This is a genomic window from Alistipes provencensis (genome assembly GCF_900083545.1).
Taxonomy (GTDB): Bacteria; Bacteroidota; Bacteroidia; order Bacteroidales; family Rikenellaceae; genus Alistipes; species Alistipes provencensis.
Window position 1 is genome coordinate 2,049,579 of the sequence record NZ_LT559262.1, and the last position, 23,817, is coordinate 2,073,395.

Genomic DNA, 23,817 nt, shown 5'->3' on the forward strand with positions numbered 1-23,817 from the left:
GTTTTTAATGGTTGCGGTAATCGTTCTCGTCGTCCCAATCGAACAGATAATGGACGAGTGAGAGCAGGATGCTCAGTCCCCATCCGGCAATGACCCAGACCACCCACCAGTAGTGGGGCGAGGTGTACCAGTTGACGAAGGCTAAGAAGCCGCAGACCGCGACGTAATTCGTGATGCGGCGGCTGAACCGGCGCGCGAAAAGGCGGCGTTTGTCGGTGTTGGGGGAGGTGATTTCCATCGTTTTCGGTTTTGCGGGCCGGAGCCCCGTTCATAAATCTATTGCAAATATAAAGTAGTTTATATAATAAACCAAATTTCAAGCCGGAAATTTTTCAAAAAATCGGATACCTATTTATAAAGCAGCGGGATTCCGGCAGGATGCCGTATTTTGACCGGCGATTGCAATTTTTGATCGAGTTGGCTGCTGATAGTTTATTTTATCGATTAAGTACGCTCTAATTCCGGCGAAAAAATGCTAAATTTGCAAAAACCTGAACGAAAACCTGCTATGAAAAAAATGCTATTGCTCCTCCTCGGCCTTGCCGCGGCGTGGAGTGTTGCGGCGAAGGTCACCCTTCCCGACGCCATCGGCAGCAACATGGTGCTGCAACAGAATACCGACGTGAAACTCTGGGGTTGGGCCGACCCGCATGCGGCGGTGAAGGTCGAGGCTTCGTGGGGCGCGAAAGCGTCTGCAAAGAGCGACGGCGGGGGGCGTTGGGAGGTGACGCTGAAAACTCCCGCCGGCAGTTACGACCCGCAGCGGATCATCGTTGCAAGCGGCGACAGGCAGGTGCTGGACAACGTCCTGATCGGCGAGGTGTGGTTCTGCAGCGGCCAGAGCAATATGGATATGCCCCTCGGCGGCTACTGGAACGGACTGATCGAGGGCGGCAACGAGGTCATCGCCTGCGCCGATGCGCAGCGCAACCGCATCCGCTTCCTGAAAGTGGCCTATTCGCAGGGCTATACGCCGCAGGAACGCGTTCCGGGCGTCTGGAACGAGTTCACGACGGCCACCGCCGCACGGTGCAGTGCCACGGCCTATTTCTTCGCCGAGATGCTCTCGCGGGCGCTGGACGTTCCGGTCGGCGTGATCGACAGTTCGTGGGGCGGCAGCCGCATCGAGTGCTGGACCCCGCGCGCGGCGCTGGAAACCTATCCCGACATCGATCTGGATGAAAAGGCCGTCGCCGACCTGCCCGACTACATGCGCCCGATGGCCATGTACAACGCCATGGTCTATCCCCTGACCCGCTATACCGTCCGCGGCCTCCTCTGGTATCAGGGCGAGTCGAACATCGGCCACCATACGGAATATGCCGCGCGGATGGCCGACATGGTAGCCGGATGGCGTGCGCAGTGGGGGCTGGGCGAACTGCCTTTCTATTTCGTCGAGATCGCTCCTTTCGGTTACGGCAACGGGCTGGCGCCCTATCTGCGCGAGGCGCAGTGCCGGGCGCAGGCGCTGATTCCCGGCAGCGGCATGGTCTCGACCAACGATCTGGTCCTTCCCTGCGAGGAGGGCAACATCCATCCCCGCGACAAACGCAGCGTGGGCAAGCGGCTGGCATTCTGGGCTCTGAACCGCACTTACGGCCGAAAGGACGTGGCGTGCGAGAACATGCAGTTCCGCTCGATGGAGGTCAGGGACGGCAAAGCCTACCTTTCGTTCGACAACACTTTCGGCGGCTTCGGCCGGGCGTTCGACCTGAGGGGTTTTGAGGTCTGCGGCGCCGACCGGATGTTCCGTCCCGCGCAGGTGCATTTTGAGGGCAATGAGCGGCTGATCGTCTTTCTGCCCGATATCCCCGAGCCGGTGGCCGTGCGCTACGGCTTCCGCGACTTCCAGCCGGGCAACGTGGTCAACACCCGCGAGCTTCCCCTCGTGCCGTTCCGCACCGACGATTTTTAACCCGAAACCATCAATCCGAAACCTATGAAACGAATACTGCTGCTTGCCGCCGCCCTTGCCGCGGCATGGACCGCCGCCGCGAAGGTCACCCTTCCGGAGATCATCGGCGACAATATGGTGTTGCAACAAAACACCGAAGCTAAACTCTGGGGCTGGGCCGATCCGCATACGGCGGTGAAGGTCGAGGCTTCGTGGGGCGCCAAAGCGACCGTCCGTAGCGGCGGCGACGGCCGCTGGGAGGTGATGCTGAAGACCCCTGCGGGCGGTTACGAGCCGCAGCGCATCGCGATCGCCGGGGACGGCCGGGTCGAGCTGAACAACATCCTGATCGGCGAAGTGTGGTTCGCCGGCGGTCAGAGCAACATGGAGATGGGCGTGCAGGGATTCCACAACTGCCCTGTGGCCCGCTCCAACGAGGTCATCGCCCGGGCCGACGCCCGGCGCGGCAGAATCCGCTATGTGAAAGTTCCGAAAACGGCCTCCTATACCCCCGAAGAGCGTGTCGGCGGCCGCTGGAACGAATTTTCGACTGAAACGGCTCCGCTCTGCACGGCCGTCGGTTATTTCTTTGCCGAGATGCTGGGCGACGTGCTCGGCGTTCCCGTGGGGGTCATCGACTGCACATGGGGCGGCAGCCGCGTCGAGAGCTGGACCTCGCGGGAAATTCTGGAGACCTATCCCGACATAGACATCACGGAAAAGGGCATTGCGGCGACCGACGAGTGGCTGCGGCCGCTGGTGATGTACAACGGCATGCTGCGTCCCGTGGCGGGCTATACCGTCCGCGGATATCTCTGGTATCAGGGAGAATCCAACGTTGGGGCCCATACGGTCTATGCCGAACGGCTGGCCAACATGGTGAAGCTGTGGCGCGGACTGTGGGGGCAGGGCGAACTGCCGTTCTACTTCGTCGAGATCGCTCCGTTCAACTACTGGGGCAGCGACCTCGCGGCCTTCCTGCGCGAGGCGCAGTGCCGGGCGCAGGAGGTGATCCCGAACAGCGGCATGGTCTCGACGAACGATTTGGTCGAGCCTTACGAGTGGTGCAACATCCACCCGGCTAACAAGCACGACATCGGCTACCGGCTGGCTTGCATGGCTCTGAACCGCACCTATGGAAAGAAGGCCGTGCATTGCGACAGCCCTCGTTTTCGCTCCGTAGAGTTTGCCGACGGCAAGGCCGTCGTCTCGCTGGACAACGCCGAATACGGCTTCAACCGACTGGTGGGCATCGAGGGTTTCGAGCTCTGCGGCTCCAACGGGGTGTTCCATCCGGCCGATGTGACGGTCGATGCGCAGATGCGGTTGGTCGTTTCGTCGAAGGAGGTTTCGGAGCCTGCCGCCGTGCGCTACTGCTTCCGCAACTTCCAGATCGGCAACCTCGCCAACAGTTGGGGACTGCCCGTCATTCCTTTCCGCACGGACGACTTCCAGCCCCGGCCCTGAGCCCCGGCGGCATGAAACGGACGGAGGGACCTGCGCAGGTCCCTCCGTCCGTTTGTCAGCGTTTCGCCGATTCGGCGGTCAACACCAGATCCATCCACTCGGGATGACGCCGGATATAGGCTCCGACGAACGGGCACTGCGGGACGACCAGCAGCTCTTTGCGGCGGATGTCCTCCAGCGCGGCCTGCACCAGCTCCTTGCCGATGCCCTGTCCCTCGTATTTGGGCGGAACTTCGGTGTGGGTCAGGACGATGAGCCCTTTGCCCAGCACATACTCGATCAGCGCCATGTCGCCGTCCCCGAGATCGAGTTCGTAGCGTTTCTCGGCCGTGTTGTCGACCACTGTGTGTTTCTTTTCCATAACGATTGGTATTTTGGATTGAACTTATTGTGATTTATCGTACTTTTGTCTCCGCTTATGAGCTCCGTCGCCGACATACTCCTCGACTGGTACGCCCGCGAAGGGCGCGATTTGCCGTGGCGCCGTACGCGCGACCCCTACCGCATCTGGCTCTCGGAGGTGATCCTCCAGCAGACCCGTGTGGCGCAGGGGATGGAGTACTACTTCCGTTTCACGGAGCGTTTTCCCGACGCCGCATCGCTCGCCGCCGCTCCCGAAGACGAGGTGCTGAAACTCTGGCAGGGGCTCGGCTACTACAGCCGCGCCCGCAATCTCCATGCCGCCGCCCGGCAGGTCGTCGAACGCTTCGGCGGACGGTTTCCCGTCGCGTTGGACGAGGTCCGCTCGCTGCGCGGCGTGGGCGACTATACCGCCGCGGCCATCTGCTCGGCGGCTTACGACGCCCCGTGCGCCGTGGTCGACGGCAATGTCTACCGGGTGCTCGCGCGGCTCTTCGACCTCGATGCGCCGATCGACTCCACGGCCGGAAAGCGGGCTTTCGCCGAGTTGGCGCAGTCGCAGCTCGACACCGCGCGTCCGGGACGCTACAATCAGGCGATCATGGACTTCGGGGCTCTCCAATGCACCCCTTCGTCGCCCCGCTGCGAGACGTGTCCGTTGTCCGGACGGTGCCTCGCCCTCGCCGCCGGAACCATCGCCACGCGTCCCGTGAAACAGGGAAAAACCAAGGTCCGCGACCGCTGGTTCAACTACCTGCACCTTTCGTCGGGCGACCATACCCTGCTTCGCCGCCGCGAGGGGCGCGACATCTGGCAGGGACTTTACGAATTTCCGCTCATCGAGACCGACGGCCCCGTCGAACTGCCGGAACTCGTGCGCCTGCCACAGTTCGCCGAACTGCTGGGCGACGCTCCGTGGCACCTCGTGCGCAGTATCCCGCTGCCGAAGCACCAGCTTTCCCACCAGACGCTCCATGCGGTCGTCCACCGCATCGAAACCCCTTCTCTGACGTCTGCCGCCGCTGCGATGGCCGTTCCGACCGCTGCGCTGGGCGACTATGCCGTGCCGCGGCTGATCGACCGTTACCTGATCAAATACCAGATATAGGCGACGTATATCGCCACGAAGATTGTCCCTTCCCAACGGTCGATGGCCTTGCGCCTGAACGTGAAAGCCGCGAGGAACACCACGACCGAACTCAGCAGGACCATCAGCAGGTCCCAGACCGTGATGCCGCCCATCGAGAGCGGGTTTATCGTGGCGCTCACACCCAGAATCAGCAGGATGTTGGCGATATTCGATCCGATGACGTTGCCCAGCGCCATGTCGGCCTTGCCCTTGAACAGCGACACGAGCGACGAGGCCAGTTCGGGCAGCGACGTGCCGCCCGCCACGAGCGTGATGGCGATCACCGATTCGCTGATCCCGAGGCTGCGGGCGATGGCCGTGGCGCTGCGGAGGAACATCTCGCCGCCGAAGACCAGTCCGGCAAGTCCCCCGACGATCATCACGGCCATGAGCCATCCGGCCATCGGCGCCTTGGCCCCTTCCGCCGGGGCGGTCGCTTCGGGGCGCTTCGTCTTCCGGATCGTATACCACATCAATGCGACGTAAAGCCCGATCATCACCACGCCGTCGATGCGCCCGATACGGTCCGCAGCCCCTTTGCAGAGCAGCGAATCCATGGCCATGGCCAGCAGGAGCAACGACGCCAGCACCCCGAACGGGATGTCGCGGCGGATGTTCCCCGCCGTCAGCGGTACGGGGCGTATCAGGGCGCAGACGCCCAGAATGACGAAGACGTTGAAAATGTTCGACCCCACGACGTTGCCGATCGCCACGTCGCTTTGGCCTCCGATGGCCGAGAGCACCGATACGACCAGTTCGGGCGTCGAGGTGCCGACGGCCACCACCGTCAGTCCGATGATGAATTCCGGCACCCGGAAGCGCTGGGCCAGCGCCGCGGAGCCGTCCGTAAGGAAATTGGCCCCGGCGAGGATCAGCCCCAGTCCGACGATCAATAGCAGGATATCCATGGCTTTAAGACAGCATGATAAGACTTACGGCCATCAGGGCCATGCCGGCCACCACACCGTAGATGGAGATGTGCGCTTCGCCGTATTCGCGGGCCGCGGGAAGCAGTTCGTCGATCGATATGAAGACCATGATGCCCGCCACGCCCGCGAGGATGCAGCCCATCAGCGTCGGCGACATGAAGGGCATCAGCACCAGATAGGCCAGCACGGCGCCCACCGGCTCGGCGAGCCCCGACAGCAGCGACAGCCGGAAAGCCTTCTTGCGGTCGCCCGTGGCGTAGTAGATCGGGATCGACACGGCGATTCCCTCGGGAATGTTGTGGATGGCGATGGCCACGGCGATCGCCACGCCGAGGGCCATGTTGTCCACGGCCGAGGTGAAGGTGGCAATACCCTCGGGGAAGTTGTGGATGCCGATGGCCAGCGCCGTCATCACGCCCATGCGCATCAGTTTGGGGTTGCGGGGCTGGTGGTCCATCTCCTCGACGCTGTGGGCCTCGTGGGGATTTTCGAACGAGGGCACCAGCCGGTCGATGATGCCGATGAGCAGGATGCCCGCGAAGAAACTCGCCACCGTGACGATCGTGCCGAGGCGGGGACCCCATTCCGCCGTGAGGGAGATGTTGGCCTGCTGGAACAGCTCGACGAACGAGACATAGATCATCACGCCGCCCGACAGACCCAGCGAAAACGACAGCAGCCGTTTGTTGGTGCGTTTGGCGAAAAAGGCGATGGCGCTGCCGATGCCCGTCGCAAGACCCGCGCCGAGCGTCAGCAGCAGGGGGATCAGGATATTGGGTTCTTCCATACGAATCGTTTTATGTTTGTCTTCGGCAAAGACAGTGCAAGCCGAGAGCAGAGGCGAATTTATTCGACTATGCCGAGGCGCAGCCTGTCTAAGCGGAGGTTCATCCTCCGCAAAGATAGTGCATAAAACGAAATACCGAGCCCGCAAGGATTCGGTATTTTCTGATAGGGCTATTGTCGTAACCTATCGGACGTTTCTGTTTGATCGAAGCCCCCGCCGAGGCAGGGGCTTGGGGGTGGGTCAGATTTGTAAACACGGCGGAACGCCGTGAATTTCCTGCCGTATCTATTTATTTGCTTCGTGGAGCAGCCGGCCCAGAATCTCGATGCTGTCGGCCGTGATGTGGGGCTGCGGGTCGGCCTTGTCCGCCACGTCGAGCGTCGTTTCGCCCGAGAGGACCAGCACGCCCATCGCCCCGGCGTTGTGGGCCATCTGCACGTCGGTGTAGATGCGGTCGCCGACCATGGCGATCTCCGACGGCTGCAATCCGTGCCGTGCGAGGATGCCCGAGAGCATGTTGGGGTCGGGCTTGCCGAGCGTGATGTCCGGACGGCGCCCGGTGGCGTGCTCGATGCAGGCGCAGATCGAACCGCAGTCGACCAGCACCGTCGGCAGGTCGGTGGGGCATACCCGGTCGGGATTGGTGGCGATGTAGGGCACGCCCTGCTTCACCCACCAAGCCGCGCGGCACAGGCGGTCGTAGCTGAGCGTCATGTCGAACGCCGCCACGACGACGTCGGGCACGTCGTCCGCCGAGTCGGTGCAGGATTCGAAGCCCGCGGCCTCGAACTCCGAGATCATCGAGGGCGTTCCCAGCAGAAAGAGCCTCCGGGCCGCGGGGTAGTGGGCCTTGATGTAGTCGATCGTGGCCAGCGCCGTGGTGTACATCTCGTCGCGCGTGGCCTCGATGCCCAGCGTCGCGAGCTTGTGGAGGTAGTCGTCGATGCACTTCGAGGGGTTGTTCGTCAGGAACGAGTAGCCGATGCCCTGTTCGCGGAGTCCGCGCAGGAAAGCCTGCGTGTAGGGAAAGAGCGACATGCCCATGTAGATCGTGCCGTCCATGTCGAGCGCCACATGGCGGATGCGGCGCAGACGCTCCATCAGTTCGCCGTGCTCCCAGACGGAGCGGTATTCGTGAAAGTTTTCCATCGTATTGTTTTATTTTTTGTCGATGCGGTGTTGTTTGACGAGTTTTCCGGCGGTGTCGAAGACCTTCAGGTCGATGCCCGATGCGTCGGCCGATACCGCGAGGCGGTCGACGTTCGAGTTGACGAGGATCGGGAAATCGACCCCGCGGCTGCCGTCGTCGATCCACTGGTAGCGGTGGTAGTGGCCGCAGAGCATCACGTCGATGCCTTTTCCGACCAGCTCCGGGACGAACAGCCGGCGGATCTGCTGCTCGCCGTACCAGCTTGCCTTGCCTCCGGGAATCATGTGGATCAGGACGATGCGCACGGGTGCCGTGCGGAACTCCTCGCTTTCGACGACCTTTTTCAGCCATGCGGCCTCGCGCTGGCGGTAGGCGTCCCAGTCGCCCAGCCCGTAGTAGCGGATGTCGCTGTCGGGCTTGTCCTCGCAGCCGTCGAGCACGAGGAAGAAGGCCGGGCCCCGGCGGAATGTATAATAGGTCTCCCCGGTCGGCGTGGGGAAGAAGTCGGACCAGCATCCCGAGCAGACGCCGCGGTTCTCGTGGTTGCCGCGCACGGGGACCAGCGGAATGCCCGCGGGCGTGAGTATCTCCGAGGCCGACGCAAGGCAGGCGTCCCAGAGCGTCTGTTCGGTCTCGATCTGGGTGGCCAGATCGCCGTTCAGGCAGAGAAAGTCGGGCTTCTCCTCGGGGGCGGTGCGGATCAGTCGGCGGAAGACCGAATCCTGCGAATGGATGTCGTTGACGACCCAGAAATCGACCCGCTCCTGCGCAGGGTCGAGGGTCGTTACGGTGTAGGGTTTGTGTTTGAGGATGTCGTTGCCGAAACCCTCGTCGAGAATGACGCGCTTGTTGCCTTCGTTGAGGACGACGCCCCGCTGCATGATGCGGTAACGGTAGGTCGTGCCGGGCTGCAGGCCGCTGATGCGGACGCTGTGCATGCGCCCGATGCGCTGGCGCCCGAGGTGCGAATCGTGGAATTTGGGGCGTTCGGCGGCGTAGAAGTGCGAACCGTCGTCCGGGGCCAGCTCCACCCATCCGGCGGCATCCGCCGTCGAGTTCCAGACGACGGTGAAGCCCTCCTCCGTCACGTTTTGCAGGTAGGGGCCGTGCTCGATGCGTATGCGGGGCTGTGCGAGCACCGCGGCCGTCGTCAGGAGGGCGGTTAGCAGCAAGGTCATTTGTTTCATAGCGAAAGCAGTTTCGTTCGGTGCCCAAAGTTATGTTTTTATTTTCTTTTTTCCAATTATCGACCCGAAAAACCCGAAAGGGAAACATAATAGATACAGAAAAGAAATATTTTTTCTTGCGTTTTGTTGTTAAAAGGAAAATAATTCGTATATTTGCCTTTGCTTTAAGAGCACTCCGGTATTTCCGGCGAAGTTCCGTTTACACAATTGCTATTATGAATAAAGTAGAGAGCGCCCTTCAGCGCACGACCGACACCAAAGCGCTGGTGATCGGTGTCGATACCCTCCCGCAGACCGCGGAGATGTTCAAACGCCTGTTCCCCGCCGGCCGCGCCCTTGTGGTTGCGGATTCCAATACATGGCGGGTGGCCGGCAAGGAGGTGCACCGCATCCTTGCCGAAGCGGGCATTGCGCAGGACGAGCCGCACATCTTCACCGATCCGAAACTCTATGCCGAATGGACGTTCGTCGAAGAGTTGGACGGCGTGCTGGCCGCGACCGATGCCGTGCCCGTCGCCGTGGGTTCGGGCGTTATCAACGACCTGACCAAACTTTGTTCCCACCACAACGGCCGCCGTTACATGGTGGTCGGCACGGCTGCCTCGATGGACGGCTATACCGCCTACGGAGCCTCGATCACCAAGGACGGCAACAAGCAGACCTTCGACTGTCCCGCACCGCTGGGCATGGTGCTCGATCCGTCTATCTCCGCCGCGGCTCCCGCCAAAATGTCCGCTTCGGGCTATGCCGACCTGATCGCCAAGATTCCCGCCGGCGCCGACTGGATGCTGGCCGACGCCGTGGGAGCCGACAAGATGGACGATTTCGCCTTCGGGCTGGTGCAGGAGGGGCTGAAAGAGGCGCTCTGCGACCCTGCCGGGGTGCATGCCGGTAATGTGGCGAAGGTCGAACAACTGGCCGAAGGGCTGCTGCTGAGCGGCTTTGCCATGCAGGCCACGCTGTCGAGCCGCCCGGCTTCGGGCGCTGAACACCAGTTCAGCCACCTGTGGGACATGGAGCACCTGCGCTTCAACGGCGCTTCGGTGTCGCACGGCTTCAAGGTCGGCATCGGCACGCTCGCTTCGACGGCGTTCCTCGAAATGCTGCTCGACGCTCCCGTGGAGACGCTGGATGTCGAAAAATGCGTCGCCGCGTGGAAATCGTGGGAGGAGACCGAGCGGGACATCCGCGCCGTCTTCGACAATGATCCCGAGTTCGTGGCCCGCGGCCTGAAAGAGACCCGCGATAAGTATGTCGATCAGGAGGGGCTGCGCGAGCAGCTTACGCGGCTGAAGCAGGCGTGGCCCGAGCTGCGCGGCCGTATTCGCAGCCAGATCATCCCCTTCGGCGAGGTTCACCGCCGGCTGGAGCTGGTCGGAGCCCCCTGCGAACCGGAGCAGATCGGCGTTTCGCGCGCCCGTTTCCGCGCCTCGTTCGAGAAGATTCCCTACATGCGCAGCCGCTATACGGTCATCGACGTGGCTTTCCGTTGCGGCTGGATGGAGGAGTGGCTCGACCGGTTGTTCGGCAAGGGCGGCGTCTGGCAGGTCGAAAGCCTCGGGCAGACCGGCGTCGGGCAGGTCATTCCGGCCGCTTCGGGAATGTAGCGGAGATACGATTTTTGGAGATGAAGCGGAATTTTCACGGAAAACGTGCATAATATCGCTCCGAAAGTTGTATATTTGGAATCTGAAACTGCTAACTTTCATTTCGAAATGACATCTGAACAATCCAAGCGCTTCAAGTATTGGCAGATGCGTACGATCATCGCCACGATGGTCGGTTATGCACTCTTTTACTTCGTGCGCAAGAACTTCTCGCTGGCCATGCCCGGCCTCGAAGCCGACCTCGGCATTTCGAAGACGAGCCTCGGCATCTTCCTCACCCTGAACGGTCTGATCTACGGCTTCTCGCGCTTCGCCAACGGCATTCTGGCCGATCGGATGAACGCCCGCTGGTACATGGCCGTCGGTCTGGCGCTGTGCGCTTTGGCCAACTTCGCGTTCGGCTTCGGCGAGGACATCTCCTACTGGATCACGGGCCAGCACGACGGCAGCCAGTTCACCAACACGCTGATCCTCTTCATGGGTATCATGTGGGTCATCAACGGCCTGTTGCAGGGGACGGGATTCCCGCCCTGCGCGCGTCTTTTGACCCACTGGATTCCGCCCACGGAGCTGGCGACCAAGATGTCGGTGTGGAATACCTCGCACTCGATCGGCGCGGGCTTGGTGGTGATCCTCTGCGGCTATGTCATGGGCACGCTGGGTACCAACATGACGGCCGATCCCGATGCCGTGGCGACCATTGCCGCCAATCTGGGCGTCGCACCCGACGATGCCGCGGGCATGGAGCGGGTGATGGTGGCCGCCGCACACGTCGGCGCGTGGAAATGGTGCTTCTGGATTCCTTCGGCCATCGCCTTTGCCGGAGCTATCGGACTGGTCGTCTTCCTGCGCGACACGCCGACCTCGGTGGGGCTTCCCGAGCTGGAAGGCACCGAGACCGCCAAGGTGAAAGCCGAGAAGAAGGGCGCCGAGCACAAGGCGTTCCTGATGAAATACGTCTTTAAGAATCCGCTGATCTGGATTCTGGGTTTTGCCAATTTCTTCGTCTACATCGTCCGCTTCTCGGTGCTGGACTGGGGACCTTCGCTGCTGAGTCAGTCGAAGGGCGTCTCGATGTCGCACGCCGGATGGCTCGTTGCGATGTTCGAGATCGCCGGAATCCTCGGCATGCTCTTCTCCGGATGGGCGACCGACAAATGGCTCAAAGGCCGTGCGCACCGCACCTGCGTCTTCTGCATGGCGGGTGCCGCGCTGTTCGTCTTCCTCTTCTGGCAGCTTCCCTCTGACGCCCCGATCTGGCTGCTGTTCGCCACGCTGTGTGCCGCAGGTTTCTGCATCTACGGCCCGCAGGCGCTCATCGGCATCGCTGCGGCGAATCAGGCTACGAAGAAGGCTGCCGCCACGGCCAACGGCCTCACGGGGCTGTTCGGCTATGCTTCGACGCTCGTTTCGGGCGTGGGACTGGGTTACGTCGCCCAGCACTACGGCTGGAGTTGGGCCTATGTGGGCATCCTCGGCATGGCCGTCGTGGGCATGCTGGTCTTCCTGCTGATGTGGGGCGCCAAGGCCGACGGCTACGAGGCTGAGGCCGAATGACGGAAAACGTTCTGTTTTAGATGATACGGACTGCGGTCCGGAAGGGTCCGGCCCGTGAGGGGTGCGGACTCTTTTTTTGCGATATATGAAAACTTTTCTTATCTTTGCTTTGATAACACTTTAAATATCCGACCGATATGCTGAGCATTGCCGAACGGCACAAATACATCCTCGACAACCTGACCAAATACGGGTTCGTCCGGATCACGGACGTGGCCAATGAGCTGGGCGTTACGAAGGTGACGATCCGCAAGGATATCAAGATACTCGAGAGCAAGGGTTTATTATATAAGGTGCACGGCAGCGCCCGTCCGGCCAATCCCCATGTCACGGACCTCGATGTGCATGTGAAAGACAACATCAACCGCGACGCCAAGCGGCGCATTGCGCAGCGGGCGGTGGAGATGCTCGGCGATGCCGATTCGATTATCGTGGCTTCGGGTTCCACGGTCTACGCCTTTGCCGAGGAGATCAAGATGCGCGCATGGCACCACCTGAACATCGTCACGCCGTTCCTGCGGCTGGGCGTGCTGCTCAACGAGTCGGAGAATGTCGCCGTCGTGCAGTTGGGCGGCACGGTGCACAAGAAGTCGCTTTCGGTGCTGGGCGAGGAGGCCGCACGCGAACTGGATGACTGCATCTGCTCGAAGGTCTTCTTCGGGGTGGACGGCATCGACCTCGAACACGGCATCACGACCTCGACGATCGACGAGGCGAAGCTCACGCGGCGGATGATGCGTGCGGCGTCGCAGGTGGTCGTGCTGGCCGACTCGTCGAAGTTCGGGCAGCGGGGCTTCGGCCGCATCTGTGCGCTGGAGGACATCGACGTGATCGTCACCGACGAGCGCATTCCCGAGCAGATGATCTCGATCATCGAGGAGGCGGGCGTCGATCTGATTATCGTGAAGTAGGGGAGCGGCCTCATGCTGAGGCCGCTTCGTCTTTCGGTCCGTTTCCTGTCGGGAGCGGCCGCAAGGTTGTGGACGGATTGTTGAAAAATTTTTTCGGAAAAGTTTTGCAGGGGCGGCGAAAATGCCCTATCTTTGCAGACAATTATAGCGACACCTGAATCCTATGAATTGTAAACCCAACATAGCATCGGCGCAAGTATTCTGGCAGCAGGATTACTGGTCGGGTTTCCAGTCTCCGACGGATTTAGGTATTATTGTTTTATTAGGGTAACTGTTTCGGTTGCCCTATTTTTTTGTGTTCGTACAAGATGAAAACGTATTATACCAACGCGATGATCTACCGCGGGGGCCGGCTCGAAACGGGCCGTCTCGCCGTCGAGGGCGGCCGTGTGGTCGCGGCCGGGGAACCTCGGCCGGGCGACCGGGTCGTGGACCTCGGGGGGCTCTGCCTCGTGCCGGGACTGGTCGACGTGCATGTGCACCTGCGCGAGCCGGGTTTCCCGCAGAAGGAGACCATCGCCACGGGTACCGCGGCGGCGGCCCGGGGAGGCTACACCACAGTCTGTTCGATGCCCAACCTCTGCCCTGCGCCCGATACGCCGGCGACGCTCGGCGAACAGTTGGCGATCATCCGCCGCGACGCCGTGGTGCGCGTGAAACCCTATGGCACGATCACGCTGGGACAGCGCGGCTGCGGCGAGCTGGTCGACTTTGCGGCTTTGGCTCCGGAGGTGGTCGGATTTTCCGACGACGGCCGCGGCGTGCAGTCGGACGAGCTGATGGAGGAGGCGATGCGTCGTGCGGCGGCCGTCGGCAAACCTATCGTGGCCCACTGCGAGGTCGACGATCTGCTGCGGGGCGGTTATATCCACGACGGGGTCTACTGCCGCGAGCATGGACACAAAGGCATCTGTTCGGAGAGCGAGTGGCGGCAGGTGGAGCGCGACATCGCGCTCGCGGAGAAGACCGGCTGCCAGTACCATGTCTGCCACGTCTCCACGAAAGAGAGTGTCGAGCTGGTGCGCCGCGCCAAGGCGAAGGGACTGCGGGTGAGCTGTGAAACGGCGCCGCACTACCTGCTGCTGTGCGACGAGGATTTGCAGGAGGAAGGGCGCTTCAAGATGAACCCGCCGCTGCGGAGCCGCGCCGACCGCGAAGCGCTTGTCGCGGGCATCGTGGACGGCACGATCGAGGTCGTGGCCACGGACCACGCGCCCCACACCGCCGAGGAGAAATCGCGCGGGCTGGCCGGGAGCGCCATGGGTATCGTGGGGCTGGAAACCGCGTTCCCGCTGCTCTATAAATACTTGGTGCTGCCGGGAACGATTACCCTCGAACGGCTCCTCGCGCTGATGTCGGACAATCCCCGGCGTCTTTTCGCGCTCGAAGGGGGCGTGGAGGTGGGCGACCGGGCCGATTTCACGGTGCTGGACCTCGGGGCGAAATACGCCGTCGATCCCGGGACGTTCCTTTCGAAGGGCCGCGCCACGCCTTTCGCCGGATGGGAGGTGCAGGGCCGCGCCGTGCTGACGGTGGTGGGCGGCAAGGAGGTTTATAACGGATAACTACGAATCAAACAGATAAGGATGAAAGCATTTACGAAAAAAATTGTCTTGGAGAACGGCCGTGAGTTCTACGGATACGGTTTCGGAGCCGACCGCGAGGCCATCAACGAGATCGTCTTCAACACCTCGATGGTGGGGTATCAGGAGATCATGTCCGACCCGTCGTACACCGACCAGATGGTGGTGATGACCTATCCGCTGATCGGCAACTACGGCATGGCCGACGAGGATTACGAGACCAAAACGCCGACCATCGGCGGCATGATCGTCCGCGAGTACAACGACTCGCCGTCGAACTTCCGTTACACGAAGACGCTGAACGAGGTTTTCGAGGAGCATGACATTCCGGCCATCTGGGGTGTGGACACCCGGGCCCTGACGCGCATCATCCGCGACGAGGGTACGCAGAAGGTGCTTATCACCGACGCCGCGACGCCCCACGAAGAGGCTATGCGCAAGCTGTCCGAGTATGTCACTCCGCACGACATGGTTTCGCGCGTAAGCTGCAAGAAGCGCTGGATGTCGCGCGTCCCGAACCACAAATACGACGTGGTGGCCGTCGACTGCGGCATCAAATACAACATCATCCGTCTGCTGAACCGCGTGGGCTGCAACGTGACGGTCATGCCCTACAACTCCACCGCGGAGGAGATCATGGCGTTCCGTCCCGACGGCATCGTGCTTTCGAACGGCCCCGGCAACCCGGAGGACGTGACCCCGGTGATCGAGCTGGTGAAACAGCTCCGGGGCAAGCTGCCGATCTTCGGCATCTGCATGGGCCATCAGTTGATTTCGCTGGCCTACGGCGCCAAGACCTTCAAGATGAAGTTCGGCCACCGCGGCGCCAACCACCCGGTGAAGAACCTCGTGACGGGCAAGCTCGAAATCACGAGCCAGAACCACAGCTACGCCGTCGACGTCGATTCGCTGGAGGGTACGGGGCTTGTGCTGACGCACGTCAACCTGCTCGACGGCACGGCCGAGGGCGTGGAGTGCGCCGCCGACGGGGTTTTCTCGATGCAGTACCACCCCGAGAGCGCTTCGGGACCGCAGGACAGCGCCTATTTGTTCAAGAAGTTCACTAAAATAATGGAGGATCACAAAAATGCCTAAGAGAAAGGATATCAAGAAGGTAATGGTCATCGGGTCGGGTCCGATCGTCATCGGACAGGCCGCAGAGTTCGACTATGCGGGTACGCAGGCGTGCCTCGCGCTCAAGGAGGAGGGATACGAGGTGATCCTCGCCAACTCGAACCCCGCCACGATCATGACCGACACGCATATCGCCGACAAGGTCTACATGGAGCCCCTGACGCTGGAGTATGTGGCCAAGATCATCCGCTACGAGCGTCCCGACGCCATCGTTCCGGGACTGGGCGGACAGACGGGTCTGAACCTTGCAGTGCAGTTGGCCAAGAAGGGCATTCTCCAAGAGTGTCAGGTCGAGATTCTGGGCACCTCGTTCGAGTCGATCGAGCGCGCCGAGGACCGCGAACTGTTCAAAGAGTTGTGCGAATCGCTGGGCGAGCCGGTGATCGAGTCGCAGATCGCCATGTCGATCGAAGAGGCGGCCGAGGTGGCTCACCGGATCGGTTATCCGGTGGTGCTGCGTCCGGCCTTCACGCTGGGCGGCACGGGCGGCGGTTTCGCCGACGACGAGGCCGAGCTGCGCGAGATGATGCGCAATGCGCTCGCCGCATCGCCCGTGCATCAGGTGCTCATCGAAAAGAGCATCAAGGGTTACAAGGAGATCGAGTTCGAGGTGATGCGCGACCATAACGACACGGCCATCTGCATCTGCTGCATGGAGAACATCGACCCTGTGGGTGTCCATACCGGCGACTCGATCGTCGTGGCCCCGAGCCAGACGCTCACCAACAAGGAGTTCCAGATGCTGCGCGATTCGGCGCTGAAGCTCATCCGCGCGCTGAAGATCGAGGGCGGCTGCAACGTGCAGTTCGCACTGGACCCCCTCTCGTTCAAATACTACCTGATCGAGGTCAACCCCCGCGTGTCGCGCTCCTCGGCGCTGGCGTCGAAGGCTTCGGGTTATCCCATCGCCCGCGTCAGCGCGAAGATCGCCGTGGGTCTGACGCTCGACGAGATCCGCATCGCCAACACGCCGGCTTCGTTCGAGCCGACGCTGGACTATGTGGTGACGAAGGTCGCCCGCTTCCCCTTCGACAAGTTCTCCGACGCTTCGAACAAGCTCGGCACGCAGATGAAGGCCACGGGCGAGGTGATGTCGATCGGCCGCACGATGGAGGAGTCGCTGCTCAAGGCCGTGCGTTCGCTCGAAACGGGCGTCTGCCACCTCTACCACAAAAAGTTCGATTCGTGGTCGAACGACGCCCTGCTGGACTACATCAAGGAGGGTACCGACGACCGCGTCTACGCCATCACGCAACTGATCCGCAACGGCGTCGATCTGGCGCTGATCTATAACAACACGAAGATCGACATGTTCTTCCTCGAGAAGTTCAAGAACATCATCGAGTTCGAGTCGGTCGTCCGCGCCAATCCGACGGACATCGAGACGCTCCGCGCTGCCAAGCGCATGGGCTTCAGCGACAAGTATATCGGCCAGTTGTGGGGACTTTCGCAGCACGACATGTACCTCCTGCGCGAGAAGCATGGCATCTTCCCGGTCTACAAGATGATCGACACCTGCGCCAGCGAGTTCTCCTCCTATGTGCCCTATTTCTACTCGACCTACGAGGAGGAGAACGAATCGATCGTCAGCCGGAAAGAGAAGATCATCGTGCTCGGCTCGGGCCCGATCCGCATCGGACAGGGCGTCGAGTTCGACTATTCGACTGTACACGCCATCTGGTCGATCCGCGCCGCGGGTTACGAGGCGATCATCATCAACAACAACCCCGAGACCGTCTCGACGGACTATACCACCAGCGACAAACTCTATTTCGAGCCGCTCACGGTGGAGGACGTGATGAACGTCGTGCACCTCGAGAAACCGAAGGCCATCGTCGTGTCGCTCGGCGGACAGACGGCCATCAACCTCGCCGAACCCCTTTCGAAACTGGGCGTGCCCATCATCGGCACCGACACTCAGGCGATCAAGAACGCCGAGGACCGCGGCTGTTTCGAGAAGATCATGGAGGAGCTGGGGATCCCCCAGCCCGAGGCCGAGGCCGTGACGAACATCGAGGCGGGCGTGAAGGCCGCCGCCCGCATCGGCTATCCGGTGCTGGTTCGCCCGAGCTATGTGCTGGGCGGCCGCGCCATGCAGATCGTTTCCAATGAGGAACGCCTGCGTCACTACCTGCAGACCGCCGTGGAGATCGACGTGGACCAGCCGGTGCTGGTCGACCGTTACATCATGGGCAAGGAGCTGGAGGTGGACGCCATCTGCGACGGCAAGGATGTCTTCATCCCCGGTATCATGGAGCACGTCGAGCACACGGGTATCCACTCGGGCGACTCGATCAGCGTCTACCCGACCTTCAGCGTGAGCCAGAAGGCCAAGGACAAGATCATCGACTACACGGTGAAACTGGGTCTGCGGATCGGCATCGTCGGCCTGTACAACATCCAGTTCATCGTGGCCGGCGACGACGACGTCTATGTCATCGAGGTCAATCCGCGCTCGTCGCGCACGGTGCCGTTCCTCTCCAAGTCGACGGGCGTGCCGATGGCCCACATCGCCACGCAGGTCATCCTCGGAAAATCGTTGCGCGAGCAGGGCATCACCGAGGTCTGCGGCAAGGAGAAGGAGCGCTGGTACGTCAAGGCCCCGGCCTTCTCGTTTGCCAAGATCCGCGGCATGGATTCCTACCTCTCGCCGGAGATGAAATCGACGGGCGAGGCGATCGGCTACGACGACAAGATCACGCGGGCGCTTTACAAGGCCCTGCAGGCCACGGGTATGCACGTTTCGAACTACGGAACGATCTTCGTCACCATCGCCGACCACGACAAGGAGCAGGCGCTTCCGCTCGTAAAGCGGTTCTACGATCTGGGCTTCAACATCGAGGCGACGACCGGGACGGCGGAGTTCCTGCGCGAACACGGCATCCGCACCCGCACGCGCCGCAAACTCAACGAGGGCAGTTCCGAGATCATCGACGCGCTGCGTCAGGGACATGTCAGCTATGTGATCAACACGATCGACATCAACCAGCACAACACGCGTCTGGACGGTTACGAAATCCGCCGCACGGCTGTCGAGAACAACGTGACGGTCTTCACGGCGTTGGAAACGGTGAAGGTGCTGCTGGACGTGCTGGAGGAGATTACACTGCGCGTTTCGACCATAGATTCCAAGTAATTTCGATTTTATGCGGCATATTTCGTCCTTCCTTGCTTGCCGCGAATGGGCAGTATCTCGTGTACAGCCCATCCGCGTCAATCTTCGGTCAGGCCGAAATCTGCTCGCCTGAAATCAAAATTCCGGGTGAAGTGTGCTCTTGTAACTCCGACAAGACGCCGAAGTTATCCACAGATTGTGATATGCGGAGGGTTTTGGTACTTTTGCCCTCAAAAGTACGGAAAAGAAAATTTATGTATAAGAAAGGCATATATAAAGTTCTCACGAACGAACCGCTGACCGATGCGGTGTGGCGGATGACGCTCGCCGGCGACACGCAGTGGATCACGGCGCCCGGACAGTTCGTCAATATCGCGCTGGAGGGCAGGTATTTGCGCCGGCCCATCTCGGTCTGCGATTTCGATGACAGCTCGATCACGCTGATCTACAAGGTCGTGGGCGGAGGCACCGAACAGATGAGCCGGATGCAGGCGGGCGAGGAGCTCGACCTGCTGACGGGTCTGGGCAACGGTTTCTCGACCCGGAACGATGCGCGGCGGCCCCTGCTGGTCGGGGGCGGCGTGGGCGTTCCGCCGCTTTACAATCTGGCGAAGCGACTCCTTGCCGAGGGCAAACCGGTGCAGGTGGTGCTGGGTTTCAACACCGCCTCGGAAGTCTTCTACGAGGAGGAGTTCCGCGCACTGGGGTGCGAGGTCACCGTTTCGACGGCCGACGGTTCGCGGGGTGTCGAAGGGTTCGTCACCACGGCCATCGCCGACCGGGAGATGGATTTCGATTATTTTTACGCCTGCGGTCCGCTGCCGATGCTCCACGCGCTGTACAACGCCACGGAACGCGACGGACAACTGTCGTTCGAGGAGCGCATGGGGTGCGGATTCGGCGCCTGCATGGGCTGTTCGTGCAAAACCAAATACGGCAACAAACGCATCTGCAAGGAGGGGCCGGTATTGGAGAAAGGAGAGATCATATGGTAGACACATCGGTCGAACTGTGCGGCCTCAGGCTGGACAATCCGGTCGTTCCGGCCAGCGGGACTTTCGGTTACGGCAACGAATTCCGGGAGTTCTACGACATCAACGTCCTCGGGTCGTTCTCGTTCAAGGGCACCACGCGGGAGCCGCGCTTCGGTAACCCCACGCCCCGCATCGCCGAGTGCGAAGCCGGGATGATAAACGCCGTGGGATTGCAGAATCCCGGCATCGACGCCGTGATCCGCGAGGAACTGCCGCGGCTGAAAACCTTTTTCCGGAAACCCGTCATCGCCAATATTTCGGGATTCTCGGTCGAGGAGTACGCCTACTGCTGCGAGCGGATCGACAAGCAGGAGCAGGTCGGCATCATCGAGGTCAACGTCTCGTGCCCCAACGTGCGGCACGGCGGCATGTCGTTCGGCACCTGCCCGGATGCCGCCGCCGAGGTGACGCGCGCCGTGAAGGCGGTGACGACGAAGCCCGTGTTCATCAAACTCTCGCCCAACGTCACGGACATCGTTTCGATCGCCCGGGCCTGCGAGGAGGCGGGGGCCGACGGCATCTGTCTGATAAATACGCTGCTGGGCATGCGCATCGACGTCGCCCGCCGCCGTCCGGTCATCGCCAACACGATGGGCGGATTCTCGGGCGCCGCGGTCTTTCCCGTTGCCCTCAGGATGGTCTATCAGGTCGCCAAGGCGTGCCGGATTCCCGTGATGGGGTGCGGCGGCGTCACGACGGCCCGCGACGTGATCGAGATGATGATGGCCGGGGCCACGGCCGTGCAGGTCGGGGCTGCCAATCTGGTGAACCCCTACGCTTCGAAGGAGATCGTCGAGGCCCTGCCCGGCGAGATGGAGCGGCTGGGGATTGAAAAATTATCGGATATAATCGGCATCGTATGATCGCATGGCATCTTCGGCACTTCCCTCGCCGGCTTCGGCAGTCGCATACGTCAGGTATGCTCCTGCTTTGCCGGCTTCACGAAGCCCCGAACCTGCCGTACGCTGATACGATGCAGAATTAAGAAAAATATGCAACACGACGTAATCATAGCCTGCGACTTCAAGTCGGCAGAAGACACCTTCAGGTTCCTTGATCTTTTCAAAGACGAGGCCCGCAAACCCTTTCTGAAGATCGGCATGGAACTCTTCTACGCCGAGGGACCCTCGATCGTGCGCGAGATCAAGCGCCGGGGGCACAAGATTTTCCTCGATCTGAAGCTCCACGACATCCCCAACACCGTGAAAAAGGCGATGGCCGTGCTGTCGCGGCTGGACGTGGACATGTGCAACGTCCATGCGGCCGGCACGATCGAGATGATGAAGGCCGCCCTCGAAGGGCTCACCCGCGCCGACGGTACGCGGCCCCTGCTGATCGCCGTGACGCAGCTCACCTCGACCAGCGAGGAGCGCATGCGCGGCGAACTGCTGATCGACGCTTCGATCAACGACACGATCGTGAAATACGCGCAGAACACCCGCGATGCCGGGCTGGACGGCGTGGTCTGCTCGCCGCTGGAGGCCGGGATGGTGCACGAGGCGTGCGGGAAAGAGTTCCTCACGATCACGCCCGGCGTGCGATTTGCAGACGGGGATGTAGCGGATCAGGTGCGCGTCACGACCCCTGCCCGCGCCCGTGAGATCGGCTCCGACTTCATCGTCGTGGGACGCCCGATCACGGCTGCGGAGGACCCCGTGGCGGCTTACCGCAGGTGCGTGGCCGAATTCGTCGGATAATTCGCAAAATCGCTTTTTACGGCGTTATGCGTCGTCGCCGGACTGCTCATTTACCGCTGTAAACTCCGCGTCCGGCTCCTTGCAGGCCTTGTAAAAAGACAATTTATCGAATTACTTTAAACTGTATAGCTTATGAAACCGGTAAAACTTTTCTACCTGAAATCGTGCCCCTTCTGCAAGAAGGCGCTGCGCTACATCGAGGAGGCGAAGGCCGCCCATCCGGAGCTGGCCGCTGTCGGGATCGAGATGATCGAGGAGTCGGAGGAGCCCGAGGTGGCCGACACGTTCGACTACTACTATGTGCCGACGTTCTACGTCGACGGGGTGAAGGTCCACGAGGGAGGTATCTATCCCGACGAGGTAGAGAAGATTTTACGCTCGGCGCTGGAATAGATGACGATTTTGCTGCGCATCCTGCTGATGGCGTTCGGTGCCGTTAGCCTGTTGCCTGCCGGGGCGCAAACCCCTGCGGGAGACGCCGTGTCCGACTTCGACTTCGCCGTCGACGCGGTGGAGCGCGCCTATGCGGGCTATCCGGACAAGACCGCGAACCGCGGGGCGGAATACGCGGCGCTGAAAGAGCGGCTGCGGAGCGGGATCGCCTCGGGGCGCGACACCTATGACGCCGTTGCCGAGTATCTCGGCTGGTTCGACGATTCGCACCTCGGAACGGAGGGCGTAAGGACTTACCGGCCCAAATCGGTCCGCCGACCTTCGGATTACGCGGCACGGATGGAGCGTTATGACCCGCAGTTCACCCATTGCCGGGTGGACGGCGAAACGTATCTGATCCGTTTCCCGTCGTGCGACCTGAATGAAGAACAGGCCGCTTGGGTGCGGACTGCCGTGCGGGCTTATCTGGCCTCGGGATGTGAAAATCTGATCCTCGACATCCGCGGCAACGGCGGCGGGAGCGACAGTGCCTATGAACCGCTGCTCAAACTGCTCTACGACCACGAAGGGGTGGAGGATGCCATGGAGTACCGCGTTTCGGAACTGGCCGTCGCCCATGTGGGGGAGTTTGCCGGCGATACGGAGCGGGGACGCGCGAAGATCGCACGGATGGAACGCACTCCGGCAGGGGAGTTCCTAACGGACGGACCGAAAACCTACCGTATCCGTTACGATTCCGTCTCGCCGCGGCCTCGCCGGGCGGGGTTGCTGATCGATGGAAAAGTCGGCTCCTCGGGTGAACAGTTGGTGCTCGAAGTCAGGGCCAGCAGCCGCCGGACGACCGTTTACGGGCAGGATAATACGCTCGGGTGCCTCGATTTTTCGAACTGCGAAATACTTTATTTTCCGCAGGATTCGACCCGGTGGATGATGCTCCCCACGACCCGTTCCTGCCGGGTTTCGGAAGGCCGCGGGATCGACTCCGCGGGTATTGCGCCCGATGTGCGCATTCCGCTGCCCTTACCCGAAATCCTGACCGACAATGTCGATACATGGGTGCGTTGGGTTGCTGATGATTTGAAAACTGAAAACTAAACGATATGATGGAGAAATCAATTGCTAAGGATTTGCTGTCGATCGGCGCGGTGTTCCTGCGCCCCGAACAGCCTTTTACATGGGCGAGCGGTATCAAAAGCCCGATTTATTGCGATAACCGGCTGACGCTCACGGCTCCCGTCGTCCGCGGCCACGTCGAGGCGGGTTTGGCCGAGATCGTCCGCACGAAATTCCCCGAAGCCGAGGTGCTGATGGGCACCTCGACGGCCGGCATCGCCCATGCGGCCATCACGGCCACGATCCTCGACCTGCCGATGGGTTATGTGCGCTCGGGTTCGAAGGACCACGGCCGCGGCAACCAGATCGAAGGCAAGCTGGAAAAGGGCCAGAAGGTCGTCGTGATCGAGGACCTCATCTCGACGGGCGGTTCGTGCATCGAGGTGGTGAATGCCCTGCGCGAAGCGGGCGCCGAGGTGCTGGGTGTGGCTTCGATCTTCACCTACGGGATGAAGAAGGGCCTCGACCGCATGAAGGAAGCAAATGTCACGAATTACAGCCTTTCGAACCTCGACGCGCTTGTGGAGGTTGCCGCCGAGGAGGGATATATCAAGCCCGAGGACAAGGCGCGGCTGATTGCATTCCGCAACAATCCGTCGGACGAGAGTTGGATGAAATAATTCCGATTTTAGCGGGCGCCTTTTGTCCTTCCTCGCTCGTCCCGAATGGGCGGTACCTCATGTACAGCCCGTCCGTGCCGACCGTCGGGCAGGCCAAAATCCGCTCCCCTAAAATCAGAATCAGGTGAAAATCCGAAACTTTAGAATGAA

Annotated in this window: 21 protein-coding genes; 15 read left to right on the plus strand and 6 right to left on the minus strand. The window is 61.3% G+C overall.

Translation table 11 applies throughout. The annotated features are described in order from the left end of the window. Positions 1-4: 4 nt before the first annotated feature. Positions 5-238 (minus strand): 2TM domain-containing protein, encoded by a 234-nt coding sequence (locus BN5935_RS08120; protein WP_064975660.1) that lies wholly within the window; start codon positions 236-238, stop codon positions 5-7. Between the two features lie 270 nt (positions 239-508). On the opposite strand from BN5935_RS08120, the gene BN5935_RS08125 reads away from it, so the two are divergent. Together BN5935_RS08125 and BN5935_RS08130 are read left to right on the plus strand one after the other, a co-directional pair. Further along, entirely contained in the window at positions 509-1,915 is a 1,407-nt protein-coding gene (locus BN5935_RS08125; RefSeq protein ID WP_064975661.1) for a sialate O-acetylesterase, read from the plus strand. A gap of 24 nt (positions 1,916-1,939) precedes the next feature. Beyond that, a complete protein-coding gene (locus tag BN5935_RS08130; RefSeq protein WP_064975662.1) occupies positions 1,940-3,361 on the plus strand; it encodes a sialate O-acetylesterase in 1,422 nt (473 codons plus the stop codon). Positions 3,362-3,416: 55 nt separating this feature from the next. Here BN5935_RS08130 and BN5935_RS08135 read toward each other — a convergent pair whose 3' ends face one another. After that, positions 3,417-3,722: a GNAT family N-acetyltransferase gene (locus tag BN5935_RS08135; RefSeq protein WP_064975663.1), complete on the minus strand. Its 306-nt coding sequence runs from the start codon at positions 3,720-3,722 to the stop codon at positions 3,417-3,419. A gap of 57 nt (positions 3,723-3,779) precedes the next feature. Between BN5935_RS08135 and mutY the strand changes: the two genes are divergently transcribed. Further along, positions 3,780-4,829: an A/G-specific adenine glycosylase gene (gene mutY, locus BN5935_RS08140; protein WP_064975664.1), complete on the plus strand. Its 1,050-nt coding sequence runs from the start codon at positions 3,780-3,782 to the stop codon at positions 4,827-4,829. Here mutY and BN5935_RS08145 read toward each other — a convergent pair. The 4 genes from BN5935_RS08145 to BN5935_RS08160 form a co-directional block, all read right to left on the minus strand. Continuing rightward, positions 4,805-5,758, minus strand: a complete 954-nt coding sequence (locus BN5935_RS08145; RefSeq protein WP_064975665.1) for a calcium/sodium antiporter — start codon at positions 5,756-5,758, stop codon at positions 4,805-4,807. The genes mutY and BN5935_RS08145 overlap by 25 nt on opposite strands. Positions 5,759-5,762: 4 nt before the next feature. Further along, positions 5,763-6,566 carry a zinc transporter ZupT gene (zupT, locus tag BN5935_RS08150; protein WP_064975666.1) on the minus strand — a complete coding sequence of 268 codons (804 nt, stop codon included), beginning with the start codon at positions 6,564-6,566 and terminating at the stop codon, positions 5,763-5,765. 285 nt (positions 6,567-6,851) lie between these two features. Next, the gene (locus tag BN5935_RS08155; RefSeq protein ID WP_064975667.1) at positions 6,852-7,715 is read right to left on the minus strand and encodes an HAD-IIA family hydrolase; all 864 of its coding nucleotides are present in this window, start codon (positions 7,713-7,715) and stop codon (positions 6,852-6,854) included. 9 nt (positions 7,716-7,724) lie between these two features. After that, complete coding sequence (locus BN5935_RS08160; RefSeq protein WP_064975668.1) at positions 7,725-8,903, minus strand: purple acid phosphatase family protein; 1,179 nt, start codon at positions 8,901-8,903, stop codon at positions 7,725-7,727. A 215-nt stretch (positions 8,904-9,118) separates the two neighbouring features. Here BN5935_RS08160 and BN5935_RS08165 point away from each other — a divergent pair, with 215 nt between their 5' ends. The 12 genes from BN5935_RS08165 (at position 9,119) to pyrE (ending at position 23,667) form a co-directional block, all read left to right on the plus strand. Further along, positions 9,119-10,510 carry a sn-glycerol-1-phosphate dehydrogenase gene (locus BN5935_RS08165; protein WP_064975669.1) on the plus strand — a complete coding sequence of 464 codons (1,392 nt, stop codon included), beginning with the start codon at positions 9,119-9,121 and terminating at the stop codon, positions 10,508-10,510. A 108-nt stretch (positions 10,511-10,618) separates the two neighbouring features. Next, a complete protein-coding gene (locus BN5935_RS08170; RefSeq protein WP_064975670.1) occupies positions 10,619-12,067 on the plus strand; it encodes an MFS transporter in 1,449 nt (482 codons plus the stop codon). Positions 12,068-12,204: 137 nt separating this feature from the next. Further along, positions 12,205-12,978 (plus strand): DeoR/GlpR family DNA-binding transcription regulator, encoded by a 774-nt coding sequence (locus tag BN5935_RS08175; RefSeq protein ID WP_064975671.1) that lies wholly within the window; start codon positions 12,205-12,207, stop codon positions 12,976-12,978. A gap of 308 nt (positions 12,979-13,286) precedes the next feature. After that, positions 13,287-14,543, plus strand: a complete 1,257-nt coding sequence (locus BN5935_RS08180) for a dihydroorotase (protein ID WP_064975672.1) — start codon at positions 13,287-13,289, stop codon at positions 14,541-14,543. Between the two features lie 21 nt (positions 14,544-14,564). After that, positions 14,565-15,656 carry a glutamine-hydrolyzing carbamoyl-phosphate synthase small subunit gene (carA, locus tag BN5935_RS08185; protein ID WP_064975673.1) on the plus strand — a complete coding sequence of 364 codons (1,092 nt, stop codon included), beginning with the start codon at positions 14,565-14,567 and terminating at the stop codon, positions 15,654-15,656. Then, complete coding sequence (gene carB / locus BN5935_RS08190) at positions 15,649-18,831, plus strand: carbamoyl-phosphate synthase large subunit (protein WP_082944065.1); 3,183 nt, start codon at positions 15,649-15,651, stop codon at positions 18,829-18,831. Before carA ends, carB begins: the two co-directional genes overlap by 8 nt. Positions 18,832-19,064: 233 nt before the next feature. Further along, positions 19,065-19,805, plus strand: a complete 741-nt coding sequence (locus tag BN5935_RS08195) for a dihydroorotate dehydrogenase electron transfer subunit (RefSeq protein WP_064975675.1) — start codon at positions 19,065-19,067, stop codon at positions 19,803-19,805. Beyond that, on the plus strand, positions 19,799-20,707 hold the full coding sequence (locus BN5935_RS08200) for a dihydroorotate dehydrogenase (RefSeq protein WP_064975676.1): 909 nt from the start codon (positions 19,799-19,801) through the stop codon (positions 20,705-20,707). The genes BN5935_RS08195 and BN5935_RS08200 overlap by 7 nt, the downstream gene beginning before the upstream one ends. Positions 20,708-20,836: 129 nt before the next feature. Further along, a complete protein-coding gene (gene pyrF / locus BN5935_RS08205) occupies positions 20,837-21,541 on the plus strand; it encodes an orotidine-5'-phosphate decarboxylase (RefSeq protein ID WP_064975677.1) in 705 nt (234 codons plus the stop codon). A 132-nt stretch (positions 21,542-21,673) separates the two neighbouring features. After that, a complete protein-coding gene (locus BN5935_RS08210; RefSeq protein WP_064975678.1) occupies positions 21,674-21,934 on the plus strand; it encodes a thioredoxin family protein in 261 nt (86 codons plus the stop codon). Continuing rightward, the gene (locus BN5935_RS08215; protein ID WP_064975679.1) at positions 21,935-23,029 is read left to right on the plus strand and encodes a S41 family peptidase; all 1,095 of its coding nucleotides are present in this window, start codon (positions 21,935-21,937) and stop codon (positions 23,027-23,029) included. An 8-nt stretch (positions 23,030-23,037) separates the two neighbouring features. Continuing rightward, the gene (gene pyrE, locus BN5935_RS08220; protein ID WP_064976888.1) at positions 23,038-23,667 is read left to right on the plus strand and encodes an orotate phosphoribosyltransferase; all 630 of its coding nucleotides are present in this window, start codon (positions 23,038-23,040) and stop codon (positions 23,665-23,667) included. Positions 23,668-23,817 lie beyond the last annotated feature (150 nt).

Bases quoted from the DNA above. Each gene is read 5' to 3' on its own strand.
- BN5935_RS08215 (WP_064975679.1), top strand. From the start codon at position 21,935: ATGACGATTTTGCTGCGCATCCTGCTGATGGCGTTCGGTGCCGTTAGC.
- BN5935_RS08210 (WP_064975678.1), top strand. From the start codon at position 21,674: ATGAAACCGGTAAAACTTTTCTACCTGAAATCGTGCCCCTTCTGCAAG.
- zupT (WP_064975666.1), bottom strand. From the start codon at position 6,566: ATGGAAGAACCCAATATCCTGATCCCCCTGCTGCTGACGCTCGGCGCG.
- BN5935_RS08155 (WP_064975667.1), bottom strand. From the start codon at position 7,715: ATGGAAAACTTTCACGAATACCGCTCCGTCTGGGAGCACGGCGAACTG.
- pyrE (WP_064976888.1), top strand. From the start codon at position 23,038: ATGGAGAAATCAATTGCTAAGGATTTGCTGTCGATCGGCGCGGTGTTC.
- mutY (WP_064975664.1), top strand. From the start codon at position 3,780: ATGAGCTCCGTCGCCGACATACTCCTCGACTGGTACGCCCGCGAAGGG.
- BN5935_RS08125 (WP_064975661.1), top strand. From the start codon at position 509: ATGAAAAAAATGCTATTGCTCCTCCTCGGCCTTGCCGCGGCGTGGAGT.
- BN5935_RS08120 (WP_064975660.1), bottom strand. From the start codon at position 238: ATGGAAATCACCTCCCCCAACACCGACAAACGCCGCCTTTTCGCGCGC.
- pyrF (WP_064975677.1), top strand. From the start codon at position 20,837: ATGCAACACGACGTAATCATAGCCTGCGACTTCAAGTCGGCAGAAGAC.
- BN5935_RS08175 (WP_064975671.1), top strand. From the start codon at position 12,205: ATGCTGAGCATTGCCGAACGGCACAAATACATCCTCGACAACCTGACC.
- BN5935_RS08195 (WP_064975675.1), top strand. From the start codon at position 19,065: ATGTATAAGAAAGGCATATATAAAGTTCTCACGAACGAACCGCTGACC.
- BN5935_RS08200 (WP_064975676.1), top strand. From the start codon at position 19,799: ATGGTAGACACATCGGTCGAACTGTGCGGCCTCAGGCTGGACAATCCG.
- BN5935_RS08145 (WP_064975665.1), bottom strand. From the start codon at position 5,758: ATGGATATCCTGCTATTGATCGTCGGACTGGGGCTGATCCTCGCCGGG.
- carA (WP_064975673.1), top strand. From the start codon at position 14,565: ATGAAAGCATTTACGAAAAAAATTGTCTTGGAGAACGGCCGTGAGTTC.
- BN5935_RS08180 (WP_064975672.1), top strand. From the start codon at position 13,287: ATGAAAACGTATTATACCAACGCGATGATCTACCGCGGGGGCCGGCTC.
- BN5935_RS08135 (WP_064975663.1), bottom strand. From the start codon at position 3,722: ATGGAAAAGAAACACACAGTGGTCGACAACACGGCCGAGAAACGCTAC.
- carB (WP_082944065.1), top strand. From the start codon at position 15,649: ATGCCTAAGAGAAAGGATATCAAGAAGGTAATGGTCATCGGGTCGGGT.
- BN5935_RS08170 (WP_064975670.1), top strand. From the start codon at position 10,619: ATGACATCTGAACAATCCAAGCGCTTCAAGTATTGGCAGATGCGTACG.
- BN5935_RS08130 (WP_064975662.1), top strand. From the start codon at position 1,940: ATGAAACGAATACTGCTGCTTGCCGCCGCCCTTGCCGCGGCATGGACC.
- BN5935_RS08160 (WP_064975668.1), bottom strand. From the start codon at position 8,903: ATGAAACAAATGACCTTGCTGCTAACCGCCCTCCTGACGACGGCCGCG.
- BN5935_RS08165 (WP_064975669.1), top strand. From the start codon at position 9,119: ATGAATAAAGTAGAGAGCGCCCTTCAGCGCACGACCGACACCAAAGCG.